General features: G+C 67.9%; 11 protein-coding genes. 9 read left to right on the top strand and 2 right to left on the bottom strand.

Features of this window, described 5'->3' with window-relative positions; all coding sequences use genetic code 11:
• Nucleotides 1-96 precede the first annotated feature (96 nt).
• The 6 genes from nirB to ACTJKY_RS19285 all read left to right on the top strand — a co-directional run bounded on the left by nirB (nucleotide 97) and on the right by ACTJKY_RS19285 (nucleotide 9,624).
• The gene (gene nirB / locus ACTJKY_RS19310) at nucleotides 97-2,598 is read left to right on the top strand and encodes a nitrite reductase large subunit NirB (RefSeq protein ID WP_440847720.1); all 2,502 of its coding nucleotides are present in this window, start codon (nucleotides 97-99) and stop codon (nucleotides 2,596-2,598) included.
• Between the two features lie 5 nt (nucleotides 2,599-2,603).
• Complete coding sequence (gene nirD, locus ACTJKY_RS19305; RefSeq protein WP_440847719.1) at nucleotides 2,604-2,930, top strand: nitrite reductase small subunit NirD; 327 nt, start codon at nucleotides 2,604-2,606, stop codon at nucleotides 2,928-2,930.
• The gene (locus ACTJKY_RS19300; RefSeq protein WP_440847718.1) at nucleotides 2,927-5,512 is read left to right on the top strand and encodes a molybdopterin-dependent oxidoreductase; all 2,586 of its coding nucleotides are present in this window, start codon (nucleotides 2,927-2,929) and stop codon (nucleotides 5,510-5,512) included. The genes nirD and ACTJKY_RS19300 overlap by 4 nt, the downstream gene beginning before the upstream one ends.
• Nucleotides 5,505-6,287 carry a uroporphyrinogen-III C-methyltransferase gene (gene cobA, locus ACTJKY_RS19295; protein ID WP_440847717.1) on the top strand — a complete coding sequence of 261 codons (783 nt, stop codon included), beginning with the start codon at nucleotides 5,505-5,507 and terminating at the stop codon, nucleotides 6,285-6,287. Before ACTJKY_RS19300 ends, cobA begins: the two co-directional genes overlap by 8 nt.
• A 140-nt stretch (nucleotides 6,288-6,427) precedes the next feature.
• Complete coding sequence (locus ACTJKY_RS19290; RefSeq protein WP_440847716.1) at nucleotides 6,428-8,560, top strand: TonB-dependent receptor; 2,133 nt, start codon at nucleotides 6,428-6,430, stop codon at nucleotides 8,558-8,560.
• On the top strand, nucleotides 8,560-9,624 hold the full coding sequence (locus ACTJKY_RS19285; RefSeq protein WP_440847715.1) for a PepSY-associated TM helix domain-containing protein: 1,065 nt from the start codon (nucleotides 8,560-8,562) through the stop codon (nucleotides 9,622-9,624). Before ACTJKY_RS19290 ends, ACTJKY_RS19285 begins: the two co-directional genes overlap by 1 nt.
• 153 nt (nucleotides 9,625-9,777) lie before the next feature.
• Here ACTJKY_RS19285 and ACTJKY_RS19280 read toward each other — a convergent pair whose 3' ends face one another.
• Nucleotides 9,778-10,680, bottom strand: a complete 903-nt coding sequence (locus ACTJKY_RS19280) for a LysR family transcriptional regulator (RefSeq protein WP_440847714.1) — start codon at nucleotides 10,678-10,680, stop codon at nucleotides 9,778-9,780.
• A gap of 106 nt (nucleotides 10,681-10,786) precedes the next feature.
• Here ACTJKY_RS19280 and ACTJKY_RS19275 point away from each other — a divergent pair, with 106 nt between their 5' ends.
• Nucleotides 10,787-11,614 carry an oxidoreductase gene (locus tag ACTJKY_RS19275; RefSeq protein ID WP_440847713.1) on the top strand — a complete coding sequence of 276 codons (828 nt, stop codon included), beginning with the start codon at nucleotides 10,787-10,789 and terminating at the stop codon, nucleotides 11,612-11,614.
• A gap of 63 nt (nucleotides 11,615-11,677) precedes the next feature.
• Here ACTJKY_RS19275 and ACTJKY_RS19270 read toward each other — a convergent pair whose 3' ends face one another.
• Entirely contained in the window at nucleotides 11,678-12,589 is a 912-nt protein-coding gene (locus ACTJKY_RS19270) for a LysR family transcriptional regulator (RefSeq protein WP_440847712.1), read from the bottom strand.
• 115 nt (nucleotides 12,590-12,704) lie between these two features.
• Here ACTJKY_RS19270 and ACTJKY_RS19265 point away from each other — a divergent pair, with 115 nt between their 5' ends.
• Both ACTJKY_RS19265 and ACTJKY_RS19260 read left to right on the top strand, forming a co-directional pair.
• Nucleotides 12,705-15,128 carry a TonB-dependent receptor gene (locus ACTJKY_RS19265; RefSeq protein WP_440847711.1) on the top strand — a complete coding sequence of 808 codons (2,424 nt, stop codon included), beginning with the start codon at nucleotides 12,705-12,707 and terminating at the stop codon, nucleotides 15,126-15,128.
• Between the two features lie 11 nt (nucleotides 15,129-15,139).
• Entirely contained in the window at nucleotides 15,140-16,255 is a 1,116-nt protein-coding gene (locus ACTJKY_RS19260) for an FAD-dependent oxidoreductase (RefSeq protein ID WP_440847710.1), read from the top strand.
• The last annotated feature ends 15 nt before the right edge of the window (nucleotides 16,256-16,270 follow it).

Here is a 16,270-nt window from a genome sequence, read left to right as displayed (position 1 = left end):
AAAACGTGGTCCTGTTGATGGCAAAGCCGCCATCCAGCGCTCGGTTCACCAGACCGGGCGCCGGATGGCGGCTTTTTTCGTTTTGGAGCGAAGCGGATGGAGTTTCTCGAAGCCACGGCGATTCTTGCCGATGAACGCCCCGCCGAGGCTGCCCAGGCGGCCGAGACGCGCCAGCATCTGGTGGTGATCGGCAACGGCATGGCCGGGTGTCGCGCCGTGGAGGAACTGCTGGCGCGCGACGGCACGCGCTTCCGGGTCACCATCTTCGGCGCCGAGCCGCATGTGAACTACAACCGGATCATGCTCTCGCCGGTGCTGGCCGGCGAGAAGACGTACCAGGAGATCGTGATCAACGATCATGGCTGGTACGCCCAGCATGGCATCGAGCTGGTCGCCGGCGATCCGGTGGTGGCGATCGACCGCGCCGCCCGCACCGTCACCGCCAGGTCGGGCCGCGTCACCGGCTATGACAAGCTGCTGATCGCCACCGGCTCGGACCCGTTCATCATCCCGGTGCCGGGGCACGATCTGCCCGGCGTGATCAGCTTCCGTGACATGGCCGATGTCGATGCGATGCTGGCCGCGGCGAGCGAGGGCGGGGACGCGGTGGTGATCGGCGGCGGGCTGCTGGGGTTGGAGGCGGCGCACGGCCTCACCCTGCGCGGCATGAAGGTCACTGTGCTCCACCTGATGCCGACGCTGATGGAACGCCAGCTCGACGAAGCCGCGGGCTGGCTGCTCAAGTCGGCGCTGGAAGCGCGCGGGCAGACCATCCTCACCGGCGCCGACACCGCCGCGATCCTCGGCGAGGGCAAGGTCGAGGGCGTGCAGCTCAAGGACGGCCGCGTCATCCCCGCCAAGCTGGTGGTGATGGCGGTCGGCATCCGGCCTTCGGTGAAGCTGGCCCGCGAAGCCGGGCTGGCGGTAGGCCGCGGCATCCAGGTCGACGACCATATGGTTACCAGCGATGCCGATGTGCTGGCGGTCGGCGAATGCGTCGAGCATGACGGGCAGTGCTACGGGCTGGTCGCGCCCTTGTGGGATATGTGCCGCAGCCTGGCGGACGGGCTGGTCGCGCGCGCCAATCCCTATCGCGGCTCGGTCACTTCGACCAAGCTCAAGGTGGCCGGGCTCGACGTATTCTCGGCCGGTGACTTCTCCGGCGGCGACGGCTGCGAGGACATCGTGCTGCGTGATGCGACGCGGGGCATTTACAAGCGCGTGGTGCTGAAGGACGACCGCGTGATCGGCGCGGTGCTGTTCGGCGATACGAGCGACGGCGGCTGGTATTTCGACCTGCTCAAGAAGGGCGAGGATGTCGCCCCCATTCGCGACGTGCTGATCTACGGCCAGGCCTTCGCCTCGGGAGGGGGGCAGCTGGACCCTAAGGCGGCCGTTGCGGCGCTCTCGGACGATGCCGAGATCTGCGGCTGCAACGGCGTTTCCAAGGGTAAGGTGGTCGCCACGATCAACGGCGGCGCGTGCAGTCTCGATGCGGTGCGGGCCGGTTGCAAGGCATCTGCCAGCTGCGGGTCGTGCACCGGTATCGTCGAGAATTTGCTTGCGCTGACGCTGGGTGAGGACGGCGTGCAGGCCGGCCCCAAGACGATGTGCAAATGCACCAGCTACGGCCATGACGAGGTGCGCCGCGCGATCGTCGAGCAGGGCATGCGTGCCATTCCCGAGGTGATGCAGACGCTGCACTGGTCGACGCCCGACGGCTGTTCCTCGTGCCGCCCCGCGCTCAATTACTATCTGCTCTGCGCGTGGCCGGGCGACTATGTCGACGACCAGCAGAGCCGCTATGTCAACGAGCGGCTCCACGCCAACATCCAGAAGGACGGCACCTACTCGGTGGTGCCGCGCATGTGGGGCGGGGTGACCACCCCCACCGAGCTGCGCGCGATCGCCGACGTGGTGGAGAAGTACAACGCGCCGATGGTGAAGGTCACCGGCGGCCAGCGGCTCGATATCTTCGGCATCCGCAAGGAGGATCTGCCTGCGGTGTGGGCCGATCTCAACGCGGCGGGAATGGTTTCGGGCCATGCTTATGCCAAGGCGCTGCGCACGGTGAAGACCTGTGTCGGCTCCGAATGGTGCCGCTTCGGCACGCAGGATTCGACCGGGCTCGGCATCAAGCTGGAGCGCGGCTTCTGGGGCAGCTGGATGCCGCACAAGTTCAAGATGGCGGTCTCCGGCTGCCCGCGGAACTGCGCCGAGGCGACGATCAAGGACTTCGGCGTGGTGTGCGTGGACTCGGGCTACGAGCTGCATGTCGGCGGCAATGGCGGCATCCATGTCCGCGCCACCGACCTGCTGGTGAAGGTGGCGACCGAAGAGGAAGCGATGCACTACGCCGCCGCCTTCGTGCAGCTCTACCGCGAGGAGGCGCGCTATCTGGAGCGCACCGCGCCGTGGATCGAGCGGGCCGGGCTCGCTTATGTGAAGTCGCGGGTGGTGGAGGACGAGCCCGGCCGTGACGCGCTCGCCGCGCGCTTCTGGCATTCGCAGTCCTTCAGCCAGGACGACCCCTGGGCCGATCGCGTCGCCGGGGCCGACGCCGCCCTCCACCAGCCCCTTCTCGCCGCCGCAGAGTGATGCCCATGACCGACTGGATCGATATCGGCACCCTTGCCGACCTGCCGCTGCGGGGCAGCCGCACCCTGACTCTGGGTGGCGAGCCCATCGCGGTGTTCCGCACCCATGACGACAGGGTCTTCGCGTTGATCGACCGCTGCCCGCACAAGGGCGGGCCGCTGAGCGCGGGGATCGTGCATGGCCATGCGGTGGCCTGCCCGCTCCACAATATGCGCATTTCGCTCGCGACCGGGGCTGCCCTGGGAGAGGATGCCGGCTGCACGCCGGTGGTGCCGGTGCGAGTGGAGGGCGAGCGTATCCTGCTCGCCATGCCGGTGCGGACGGCGACGTGAGCGACGCCGTCCGCACCACCTGCGCCTATTGCGGGGTCGGCTGCGGCATCCGCGCGACCGTCAGCGACGCGCGCGCCGTTCGCATCGAGGGCGATCCCGAGCATCCCGCCAATCACGGCCGGCTCTGCTCCAAGGGCACGCATCTCGGCGAGACGATCGGGCTGGAGGGGCGCCTGCTCCACCCGATGATCGGCGACCGCCGCGCCGGCTGGGACAAGGCGCTCGACCTCGTCGCGCGGCGCTTTCGCCAGGCCATCGCCGAACATGGACCGGACAGCGTCGCTTTCTACGTCTCGGGCCAGCTGCTGACCGAGGATTATTACGTCGCCAACAAGCTGATGAAGGGCTTCATCGGATCGGCGAACATCGACACCAATTCGCGGCTGTGCATGTCGAGTGCGGTCGCCGGGCATATGCGCGCGTTCGGCGAGGACGTGGTGGCGGGCAGCTATGCCGATCTCGACGCCGCCGACCTGATCGTGCTGGTGGGATCGAACACCGCCTGGTGCCATCCGGTCGTCTATCAGCGGATCATGGCCGCACGCGCCGAGCGCGGCGCCAAGCTGGTGGTGATCGACCCGCGCCGCACCGAGACCGCCGAGGAGGCGGACCTGCATTTGGCCGTCCGCCCCGGCAGCGACGTCGCGCTGTTCAACGGCCTGCTCGCGCATTGCCGGGCAGAGGGGCTCGCCGATGCCGCGAACCTCGACGTGCCGGCAGGGTTCTGGGAGGCGCTGGGGGAAGGACACGACCTCTGGTCCACCGCCCAGACCTGCGACCTCGCCCCCGCCGATCTCCAGCGTTTCTACCAGCTGTTTGCGGCACATCCCCGCACGGTGACCTTGTTCAGCCAGGGTATCAACCAGTCGATCCGCGGCACCGATCAGGTGAACGCGATCCTCAACCTCCACCTTGCCACCGGCCGAATCGGCGTGACCGGTGCCGCGCCCTTCTCGATCACCGGACAGCCCAATGCGATGGGCGGACGCGAGGTGGGCGGGCTCACCTCGACTCTGGCGGCGCATCGCGGGTTCGGCGATCAGGACGTCGCCGAGGTCGGTCGCTTCTGGGCCGCGGAGCGGATGGCGACCAAGCCGGGCCTCAAGGCGGTCGACCTGTTCCGCGCGGTCGGAGAGGGGCGGATCAGGGCCTTGTGGATCATGGCGACCAACCCTGCCGTCTCGATGCCCGATGCCGGCCGGGTGCGCGAAGCGCTGGCCGCATGCCCGTTCGTCGTCGTGTCCGACGTGGTCGCCGAGACCGACACCAGCGTGCACGCCCATGTCCGTCTGCCCGCCGCCGCCTGGGGCGAGAAGGACGGCACCGTCACCAATTCCGAACGCACGATCAGCCGCCAGCGCGCCTTCCTGCCGCTGCCGGGCGAGGCGAAGCCCGACTGGTGGATCGTCAGCCAGGTGGCGCGGCGCATGGGGTTCCGCACCGCCTTCGCCTATGATCGCCCCGCCGACATCTGGCGCGAACATGCCCGCCTGACCGCCTATCGCAATCCGGGCACGCGCCTGCTCGACCTCACGGCCAAGGCGGCGATCGGCAACCAGGACTATGCGGACATGGCGCCCTTCCAATGGGCCGTGGTGCCCTTCGCCGATGGCCGCTTTCCGACGGCGAGCGGCCGGGCGCAGCTGGTGCCGGTGGCGCAGCGCCCGCTCGACGCGCCGCTGCGCGACTGGCCGATGACGCTCAACACCGGCCGATACCGCGACCAGTGGCATACGATGACGCGTACCGGCCTCTCCCCCAAGCTCGCCCGGCACCGCGAGGAGCCGCTGGTCGAGATCCACCCGGAGGACGCCGCGGCCCTGGGGATCGCCGATGGCGCGCTCGCGCGGGTGACGACGCCGCAGGGCGAAAGCCTGTTCCGCGCGGCCCATAGCAGCGGCCAGCGCAGGGGCGAGCTGTTCACGCCGATCCATTGGACGGACCAGCAATCCTGCGGTGGGCGCACGGGATTCCTCGCCCGCGATCTCGCCGATCCGCATTCGGGGCAGCCCGGCTTCAAGCTCGCGCCCGCACGGGTGGCGCCGGTGGCCGTCGACTGGCGCGGTTTCCTGATCGTGCATGGCGACGCGCCCGCCCCGGATTGCCTGTGGGCGACGCGCGTGGCGGTGCCGGGCGGCGTGCTCTACGAACTGGCCGGCATCGGCGCGCCGACCGGGCTCGACCGGGCGCTGCCGCCCGGAGAGCGGATCGAGGCGAGCGATCCTGCGCGGGGCAGCCTGCGGGTGGGCGTGCTGCGCGATGGGCGACTGGCGGCGGTGCTGTTCGTCACGCGCCATGGGGAATTGCCGAGCCGCGACTGGCTGATCGGCCAGCTGCAGCAGCCGCAAGGCCCGCAGGTGCTCGCCGGTCGCGCGCCAGGCCGCAGGAGCGATCGCGGGCCCGTCGTCTGCGCCTGTTTCGACGTCGGCCTGCACAGCATCACCGCGGCGATCCGTGATCAGCACTTGCAGGACGTTGCCGCGATCGGGGCGGCACTGGGGGCGGGGACCAATTGCGGATCGTGCCGTCCGGCGCTTGCCCGCATTCTCAACGACATGCCAAAGGAGGCCGCGCATGGCTGACGAATTCCCTGCAGGCAGCGTCTGGCTGGTCGGCGCCGGCCCCGGCGATCCCGACCTGCTCACCCGCAAGGCGGAGCGGCTGCTCCGCACCGCCACCATCGTCTTCTACGACGCGCTGGTCGGGGACGGGGTTCTGGCACTGATCCCGGCATCGGTGCGGCAGGTGCCGGTGGGCAAGCGTGCCGGGCGGCATTCCAAGGAACAAGGCGCGATCAACGACCTGCTCGTCGCCGCGGCGCTGGCAGGCGAGCGCGTCGTGCGGTTGAAGGGGGGCGATCCCTCGATCTTCGGGCGATCGATGGAGGAGTGTTCGGCGCTGGTCCAGGCGGGGGTGCCGGTGCGGATCTGCCCGGGCATCACCGCCGCCAGCGCGGCGGCCGCTTCCGCCGGCGTGTCGCTCTCGCTGCGCGGGCTGGCACGGCGGGTACAGTTCGCGACCGCACACAAGCGCGGCGCTGCGCCCCTCGACCTGGACTGGGCCGCGCTGGCGGATCCGCATTGCACCACCGTCTTCTACATGGGCCGCAGCGCCGCCGCGGAAATCAGCCGCAACCTTCAGGCCGCAGGGCTTCCCGGCGCCACGCCGGTGCTGCTGGCGTGCGATGTCAGTCTGGACAGCGAGCGGCTGCTGCATACCCGGCTGGATCTGCTGCACATCGCCGTCGCCGGCTTTTCCAACGAGCAGCCGACTCTCATCCTCGTCGGCGAGGCACTTGCGGTGGCGGCCGGGCGGAACGCAGCACGCGCTGCCAAGGCGGTCCCGCAATCTGCATGAGCGCATGGGCGCCGACGGGCGTCACCGTGCGCATCACGAACCGCCACGATCCGGCAAACCCAGGAGCACAGCAACAGCCTGCTAATGCGAGGCTGTTGCAAAAGTGGTGCGAGTTTTCTATTGCCCCCCGAAAGGGGAAAATGATGAAGTTCGCACTCAGCGTGCTTGCCGCAGCTACCATTTCGACGGGAAGCGCACAGGCCCAGGAAGGCCGTTCCGATATCGATGCCACCACCGTGCGGGAAGAGATCGTCGTGACCGCGGCGCGGACCAAATTACCGGCCAGCGCGCTGCCGCTGACGGTGGACGTGATTGATCGCGAGACGCTGTCGCGCCAGGTCGCGGTTTCTGGCTCCACCGTCGATGCCGTGTCTGCCCTGCTGCCGTCCTTCTCGCCGACGCGTGAGAAGATCACCGGCTTCGGCGAAACGCTGCGCGGTCGGTCGCTGCTCTACGCGATCAACGGCATCCCGCAGACGACGCCGATCCGCAACGGCGCGCGCGACGGCTACACCATCGATCCCTTCTTCATCGATCGGGTCGAGGTGATCTACGGCTCCAACGCCCTGCAGGGAATCGGCGCGACCGGCGGCGTGGTCAATCAGGTGACCGTGGCGGCGCCCAAGGAAAATGGCTGGAGCGGGCGGACCCTGCTCCAGGGCAATAGCGGCGACGATTTCTCCGGTGCCTCGCTCGGAGGCAAGATCGCCGGGCTGGTCAATGTCCGCAGCGGTTCGTTCGATGCCACCGGCGGCGTTGCCTTCGAGCGGCGCGGCGTGTTCCTCGACGGGCGCGGGCGCCGCGTCGGGCTCGACGGCAACCAGAGCGAGATCCAGGATACCGACAGTCTGTCCTTCTTCGGCCGTGTCGGGGTGGACCTGTCGTCCAGCGCGCGGCTGGAGGTGATCGCCAACCGTTTCCGGCTGGAAGGCAACAACCATTATCTGCCCGTCGACGGCAACCGGGTGCTGGGCATTCCCGCCACCAGCCGGCGCGGGCAGACGTCCGGGCAGCCGTCCACCGGCGTGGCCGAGATGCTGTCCGCATCGCTGACCGACGGTGATCTGGCCGGCGGCGCGTTCACGCTGCAGGGCTTCTACAACCGCACCAGCGACACGTTCGCCGGCGGTGTCGTCGCGACGTTCCAGGATGCGCGGATCGCGCCGGTGGGCACGCTGTTCGACCAGTCGCGCAACGTGTCGCGCAAGATTGGCGGCAAGGTCAGCTACGAACGCGCCGTGCCGGGCTTCGAGGCGCTGACGCTGACCGCGGGGTTCGACGCGCTGATCGATCGCACCAAGCAGGACCTCGTCCAGACCGGCCGCGCCTGGGTGCCGCAGACCGACTTTCGCAGCCTGGCGCCGTTCGGCCAGGCCAATCTGAAGCTGTTCGACGGCGTCGTGCGCCTCGCCGGCGGCGTGCGCTACGAAAACGTCCAGCTCGACATCCCCAACTATACGACGCTGGCCAGCGCTGGCGCGCGGGCGGTGATCGGCGGCAAGCCCTCGTTCGAGCGTGCTTTGTGGAATGGCGGGGTGGTGGTGGAGCCGATCAAGGGAATCCGCGCCTATGGCAGCTATGCCGAAGGCTATACGATCGCCGATATCGGTCGCGTTCTGCGCGGCATCACCCAGCCCAACATCCGCATCACCGACTTCCTCGACCTGACGCCGGTGGTTTCGAACAACCGCGAAATCGGCGTCGAAGTCACCCAAGGCCCGCTGGACGCGAGCGCCACCTATTACTGGTCGTCGAGCGATCTGGGCCAGGTGCTGGTCCGCGGTAGCGACGGCATCTTCAACGTTTCGCGCCAGCCGATCGACATCCAGGGCCTGGAACTGAACCTCAACGTCCGCACCCCGCTGCCGGGGCTCAAGCTCGGCACCGGCTTCGCCCATGTCAGCGGGCGCACGGACACCAACGGGGACGGCAAGATGGACGCCGATCTCGACGGCGCCAACATCTCGCCGGACCGGCTCAACCTCAACATCGATTATAGCCGCGGCCGGTTCAGCGCCCGCGTGCAGGGCCGCTATTATCTGTCGCGCCGGTTCCAGGGACAGCCGATCGCCAATGATTTCGTCGGCTATCGGCTGTTCGATGCCTATATCGCCTATGACCTGCCGATCGGCCGCATGATGCTGAGCGTCCAGAACCTCGGCAACACCGCCTATGTGACCTACTATAGCGACACCCAGGGTCCGACCGACAACGCCCGCTTCTACACGGGCCGCGGCCGCAACTTCACGCTGAGCTGGCAGGCCGGGTTCTGATGCACCTTCTGGCCCTGCTGCACCGCTGGATCGGCGCGATCGGCGGCCTGTTGCTCGCGCTGCTCGGCCTGACGGGCACGCTGCTGGTGTGGCGGGACGAATTGACCTTCGTTCCCCATGCGGGAGATCCCGTCCATGCCGATCCTGCGTCGCTTGCCAAGGCCGTTGCCAGCATAACCAGCGGGCCGAAGCCGATCGATCGGATCACCTTCGCCGGCGACGGACTCGGCGTCCACCAGGTCGTGTTCAGGGACGGCAGCGGCGCCTATCTCAGCCAGGCGGGTGAGACCGTCGCCCATTGGTCCAGCGCGTGGCAGCGGCCCGAGCTTTGGTTGTTCGATCTCCACCATCGCCTGCTGATCGGGGATACGGGGGAGACGATCACCGGCATCGCCGGGCTTGTCGGCCTGTTCTTCGTCGTCACGGGCATCCTGCTGTGGTGGCGGACGCGGCGCCGCTTTCGCCTGCGGCTTTGGCCCATGACGATGAAGCCCGGCGCGATCGTCCACCATCACCGAGACCTCGGCGTGGTGGCCGCGCCGTTGCTGCTCGTGTCGCTGGTGACGGGCGTGCTGATGGTCTTCCCCGCGCTGGGCGGCGGGCTGCTTGCCGAGACGCGTTCGCGTCCGCCGCGGGTCGAGGTCCGGGCGGGGCGGGGGAGCCATGATCTGCGCCCGCTGTTCGAGGCCGCCGCTGCGACCTTCCCCGGCGCGGAGTTCCACCGCCTGCAATGGCCGCGCAAAGCCGGTGCGCCGATCGCCCTCCGGCTTCGCCAGCCGTTCGAATGGACGCCGAACGGCCGGACCTTCGTCTATGCCGACCCGGACACGCTGGCGATCGTCGGCCGGGAGGATCCGGCGACGGCAGGCGCTGCCGCATCGATCCGCGAGAAGCTCTACCCGCTTCATGCTGCCAAGGCCGGGGGCCTGCTGTGGAAACTGGCGATGACCGGGTCCGGCATCGCGCTGACCCTGCTCGGGAGCCTGGCAGTCTATGCGTTCTGGCGGTCGCAGTGGAACATTCAACGGGCCAGGCGCGCGAAGCGAAAGGCAAAAGCGGCATAGCGGCATAGCGGCGATGAAGCCGGGGAGGGAGTCCGAAGGGCTGTATGAAGGGCGGCAGCGGTCCGGTTTCTCAGCCGGCGGTGACACGAGGCGGCGGCAAATCGGTGGGTGGGAAACGCCCTCGCGCCTCCGCCTGTCCAGGAACGACAATCGTTAGTCGGTCTCGCCCGCGCGGATCGTGTCGATCACCGCACGCAGCGCCGGCGCCATTTGCCGCTGCTGGGGGTAGCACAGATAATAGCCGGGAAAGGGGATCGACCAGCCCGTCAACAGCGGAACGAGTTGGCCCCGGGCGAAGGCGCCGAGCACCGACTCCTCCTTGAGGAATGCGATGCCGACGCCGGCCAGTGCCGCGTCCATCATCACCGCGCGGCTGCTGGTGATCAGCGGGCCCTCCACGGCGACCGAGAACCAGTGCCCCTTCTCGAAGAACTCCCACGCATAGGGGCCGGGTTGCCCCGGCCAGCGCCAGCGGATGCAGCGATGCTGCAGCAGGTCCTTCGGTGTTTGCGGAACCCCGTGCTCGGCGAGATAGGCAGGTGCAGCCACCGCCAGCTGCCGAATATCGCCGCCCAGCCGAACCGCGACCATGTCCCGCTCGATTACTTCGCCGATGCGGATTCCGGCATCATAGCCGCTGCCGACGAGATCGACGACCGTGTCGTCGATCGTGAGATCCAGCGTGATGTCGGGGAAGGTGCGCGCCAGCGTGGGCAGGATCGGCACCACGAACCGGTCCGCAGCGGCATGGAAGCAGTGCAAGCGCACGGTGCCGGTGGGCTGCCGCGCGGCGGTGCGTGCCTGCTCCAGCGCACCAGCCAGACTGTCGATCGCGGGCGCGACGTCGGCCAGCAGGGCAGCGCCCGCCTCAGTGAGCGAAACGCTGCGGGTGGTGCGATGGAGCAGCCGGATACCCAGCCGTTCCTCCAGCCCGCGGATTAGCTGGCTCAGCGCCGAAGAGGATACTCCCAGCTGCTCGGCCGCCCGGCTGAAACTTCGCTGGTCGGCCACGGCCGCAAAGGCGCGCAAGGCACCGAATTCGCTGGGATGGATCATGCGGCGCATCTCAGCATTGTGAAGCTGGACTTACAAGCCCGGGTAGCAACCGGCCGATTATCCGGTTCGGCTGAACGGCTACATCCGGCGGCGAAGGAGAACAGCTATGAAGACTTGGTTCATCACGGGCATTTCGCGCGGTCTCGGCAAGGCCCTTGCGGAGGCCGCCCTCGCGCGCGGCGATACCGTCGTCGGCACGGTGCGCGAGGCGGCGCCGGACCTGGCGACGGGCAGCGGCACGCTGCATGTCATCCCCGTCGACCTCACCGACGCCACGGCGATCGCACCCGCCGTGCAGGCGGCCTTCGACAAGGCCGGGCGTATCGACGTGCTGGTCAACAATGCCGGCTACGGCCTGCTGGGGGCGCTGGAGGAAGCGACCGACGCGGAGTTCGAGCGGCTGTTCGCGGTCAACGTCTTCGCGCCCTTCGCGATCATCCGCGCCGCACTTCCCGCTCTGCGGCGGCAGGGCAGCGGTCACATCCTCAACATCACTTCAATCGCGGGCCGTGCCCCCGCGGGATCATCGGGCCTGTACGCCGCGACCAAGGCAGCACTGGAAGGTCTGACGCAGAGCCTGGCACAGGAAATCGCGCCCCTCGGTCTCAACGCCACGGCGATCGCGCCGGGTGCTTTTCGCACCGACTTTCTCAGCGACCATTCGATCCGTCGCAGCCAGGGCGGCGCACCCTATGCGGAGAGCGTCGGGACGGGCATCGCGCGGCTCGATGCGATGGCCGGGCGCCAGATCGGCGATCCGGGCAAGGCGGCTGCGGCAATCCTTGCGCTGGTCGACGCACCCAACCCGCCGCTGCACCTGCTGCTCGGCAGCGACGCGCTGCGGCGCGCCCGCGAGAAGCTGGACGCGGTGATCGACGAGATCGATCGCTGGGAAACGGTGACGCGCTCGACCGATTATGCGCAAGGCGCCTGAGCGACCGGAAGCGTTGGCGCGACGGCGGCATGTGATGATGGCTGCCGCCGCTGCGTCTGGGACTTAGCTGCCTGCGTCCGTCGCACTGGCATGGTGGCGCAGACGCTCGCGCAGCCATACCAGGCCACGGTCGCTGGCACGCGCGCGATTGAACTGGATCATCTCGCGCATCCTGGGCAGCGGAAAGGGGGGCGGCGCCATCGCAAGCGGCAGCTTGCCCATGAACAGCCGCGCCAGGCGCGCGTGCACCAGCGCGATCCGATGGGTGCCCGGCAGCAGCCACGGCACCAGGGTGAAGGAGGTGACGGTCACCTCGATGCGCCGCGTGTCGCCGCGGGCGCGGACGAATTGCTCGACAAAGGCCGGCGTGTTGGAAAGCTCCACCACGACATGGCCGGCCGCCTGGTACTCGGCCTCGGTGATCGGCTTCGCGAATAGCGGGTTCTCGGCCCAGCCGAGCAGGACATGCTCCTCCTCGAACAGCAGCTCCGTCGGGTGCCCGTGCGCCTGGAACTGCTCGGGCGAGATGATGCAGTCGACCTCGCCGCGCTCCATCTGCTCGGTGACGGCGGTATGCGGCGGGATCACCGAGCAGCGAATGCCGGGCGCCTGCACCGCCATTTCGGCGAGCAGCGGCTGGACGGCGATCGAGGTGACATAATCCGAGGCCGCGATCCGGAAGCTGCGCCGCGAGGTGCGCGGATCGAACAGCGTCGAGCTGGAGATCAGTGCCTGCGCGTTCGCCACGATCTCGGCTACCCGGGGCGCGAGTTCCTGCGCGTGCGGGCTCGGCACCATCTGCTTGCCGTTGGCGACCAGCAGCGGATCGTTGAAGGAGTCGCGCAACCGCCGCAGCGCCGCGCTCATCGCCGGCTGGGTGAGATGGAGCCGCTCCGCCGCACGGGTGACGCTGCGCTCCTCCATCAGCGTGTGGAAGGCGACGAGCAGGTTCAGGTCAAAACGATCGAGCCGCATGTATCAATCCTGTGATTGCATCACCATAAAATATTAGAATTTTGATTAATGTCAAAGGCCCCCCATTCTCGTGCGCAGCGGACGATCGAAGATCCGCATGATCAGGAGAATGGATGTGAACCGGGCATGGAGGCGGACCAGTTCGATACTGGCGCTTACGATCGCGGGCGTTGGGTCACAGGCGCAGGCGCAGACCCAGGCAGCGAGCGACGCACCGCAGCAGCAACAGCAGCAGAACCCGGCCGGCGGGACGGACCAGCAGGGGCTGCAGGAAATCATCGTCACCGCGCAGCGCAAGGCGGAAAATCTGCAGCGCGCGGGTATTCCCGTAGCGGTGGTCACCGGCGATCAGCTGGTCAGCCGCGGCCTTACCAGCTCGAACGAGCTGGGGAACTCGGTCCCCTCGCTCAGCGCGCAGCCGCAGGGCGGTGCCAACACGACCTTCTTCCTGCGCGGCGTCGGCAACTTCACCGTCAACGGCTATAGCGATCCGGCCGTCGCCTTCAATTATGACGGCGTCTATCTCGGCCGAGCCACCTCGACCTCGGGCGTCTTCTACGATCTCGAGCGGGTGGAGGTGCTGAAGGGCCCGCAGGGCACGCTCTACGGCCGCAACGCCACCGCCGGCGCGATCAACGTCCTGCCGACGCGCCCCAAGCTGGGCGAGAACAGCGGCTTCGTCACCGCAAGCTATGGCAATTACGACGCCGTCAACGTGCAGGGCGCGGTTAATCTGGCGATGGGCGAGCATGGTGCGCTGCGCATCGCGGGCAATGTCGTGAGCCGGGACGGCTATCAGAATGACGGCACCAGCGACGAGAAGACCCAGGCGCTGCGCGTACAGCTGCTCACCGAACTGACGCCGGACCTTACCGTGCGCGTCGGCGGGGACTTCTCGCACAGCGGCGGCAAGGGGCCGGGTTCGACCTATTCCGGTCGGATCGTCTTCAACGGCACCACCAACCAGTTCGTCCCTTCGGGCTTCGGGGCGGACAGCGGGTTGTTCTCCGCCGACGCCCAGGCCTATCGCCAGACCCTGTACAGCGGGCTTGCCGGACGCACGCTCGCGCCGCTCGACGTGCAGCCCTATCTCGACAACAATTATTACGGCGCCAATGCCGAGATCACCCTGCGCACCGGCGCGGGGACGCTGACCGTGATCCCGTCCTGGCGCTATTCCAAGCTCAACAACCGCTTTGCCGTGCCCGCCTTCTACGGCGACGTTGCCGAGACCGACGAGCAGAAGAGCCTGGAAGTCCGCTTCGCCGGCAATCGCGTCGGCATCTTCGACTATATGCTGGGCGCCAATTATTTCGATGAGTCGGTCGCCGCGACCTATCTCTATGCGCAGCAGGCGCTCAACGCCTATCAGAAGTTCACCTCGGGCACCAAGTCCTATGCCGGGTTCGGGCGGGTCACCGCCAACCTGGGCGATCCTCTGCGGCTGATCGGAGGCTTGCGCTACACGAAGGACGACAAGGACTTCGACGGTCGCGCTGATGTGTTCCTGGTGCGCTGCACAGTGGTGGTGCAGGGCCAGCCAAGCTGCCCGACCGCACCGCTGCTGCCCTCCGCGGGCCGCTATCAGGATCTGCCGACCGCCATCTATCCGAGCGTGCCGGACAACCAGGCGCGGCCGATCGGTACGACCGGCGCCCTGCTGATCCATGCGGTAACGCCGGTGAACACGCCGCTGTCCAACGATCGGCTGACCTATCATCTCGGCGCCGAATTCGACGTCGGTCCGCACTCGCTGCTCTATGCCAATTACGAGACCGGCTACCGCTCGGGCGGCTTCGCGCTGTCGGCCGGCTACGAGACGTTCCAGCCCGAATATATCGATGCCTACACCATCGGCATGAAGAACCGGTTCTTCGACAACCGGCTGCAGCTGAACGTCGAGGCGTTCCTGTGGAAATATCGCAACCAGCAGGTCAACCACACCGGCATCGACAAGAACGGCAACCAGGGCCAGTTCACCGAGAATGTCGGCAAGTCCACGAACCAGGGTGTCGAGGTCGAAGCCCAGCTGCTCGCGACGCCGACGACGCTGCTCAGCGCGAACGTGCAGTATCTCAACGCCAAATATGACAGCTTCGTCTATCGCGAGCCGATCGGCCCAACGCCGCCGGTGACCGGCTGCCCCTATCGCGCCAGCGCGACGGCGGGGATGTACGACATCGATTGCTCGGGGCGCACCGCCTATCTGTCGCCCAAATGGACGATGAACCTCGGCGCGCAGCAGACCGTGCCGCTGGGCGAGCACAAGGCCGTGCTTTCGGCCGATACCCAATATCGCTCCAGCCGGGTGGTGGGCTTCGAATATATGCCCAACCAGCTGGTCGGCGCGACCTGGGTGAGCAACGCCCAGATCGCCTTCAGCGCGGCCGACGATCGCTGGTCGATCGCCGCCTATGTCCGGAACATCGAGAACGAACGCTACCAGGCGAGCGCGCAAATCTACAGCGCGGGCTCGGCCGCACTCGCCGTCTATTCGCCGCCGCGTACCTATGGCGTGCGGGTGACGTCGAAATTCTGAGGAAGATCAGCATGCAGTCTCTCAAGGTCCTCGTCATCGGCGGCGGCATCGGCGGGCTTACCGCCGCCATCGCGCTGCGCGGCAAGGGCTTCGCGGTCGACGTAATCGAGCGCGATCCCAATTGGTCGGTGTACGGGGTGGGCATTATCCAGCAGGCCAATGTGCTGCGGGCGATGAAGGCGCTCGATCTGCTCGACGACTATCTCGACGCGGGCGTCGGCTTCGACGCGGTGGAGATCTTTCGCCCCGACGGGGTGCAGGTCGCCCGGGTGCCGGCGCCCCGGCTGCTCGAAGGCTATCCGGCGAATGTGGGAATCGGCCGGCCGGCGCTCCACAAGGTGCTGGGCGACCGCACGATAGCCGTGGGGGCCAAGGTGCGGCTGGGTATCACCGCCGAGACGATCGTCGACGATGGCGAGCACGTCGCGGTGACTTTCTCGGACGGGAGCAGCGGGATCTACGATCTGGTGATCGGTGCCGACGGCGTCTATTCGCAGACTCGTCAGACGCTGTTCCCCGATGTCGAGCGGCCGCAATTTACCGGGCAGGCGGTGTGGCGCTACAATTTCCCGCGCTTCCCGGGGCTGGATTCGCTTCACGTCTATAACGGCCCGACCGGCGTCGGCTTCGTGCCGATCAGCGATGCGCTGATGTACATGTACGCGACCACGCCGGAGCCGGACAATCCGCGCTATCCGCGCGAGGGACTGGCGGCGACGATGCGCACCAAGCTAGCCAGCTGCGCGCCCGTGATCCGGGACCTCGCGGAGCAGATCACCGACGATGACGGTGTCGTCTATCGGCCGCTCGAAGGCATGCTGGTCGAGGGGCCGTGGCATCACGGCCGGGTGGTGCTGCTCGGCGATGCGGTGCATGCGACCACCCCGCATCTCGGCCAGGGCGCCGGCATGGCGATCGAGGACAGCCTCGTCCTCGCCGACGAACTCGCCAAGGGCGAGACGGTGGAAGAGGCCTTCACCGCCTATCGCGCCCGCCGCTTCGATCGCTGCGCCTACATCGTCCGCGAGAGCCTGGCGATCTGCCATGGCCAGCTCGGCAAGGGCCCGCCGGTCGATAACGCCAAGGCGACGGCCGAGATGTTCGCCGTCACCGCCCAACCTCTCTGACCCTCCCCCAGGAAG

The sequence above is a fragment of the Sphingomonas sp. 22176 genome (assembly GCF_052045505.1).
Lineage (GTDB): Bacteria > Pseudomonadota > Alphaproteobacteria > Sphingomonadales > Sphingomonadaceae > Sphingomonas.
The sequence above is the reverse complement of the archived record's forward strand: the minus strand, read 5'-3'. Positions and strand labels throughout refer to the sequence as shown.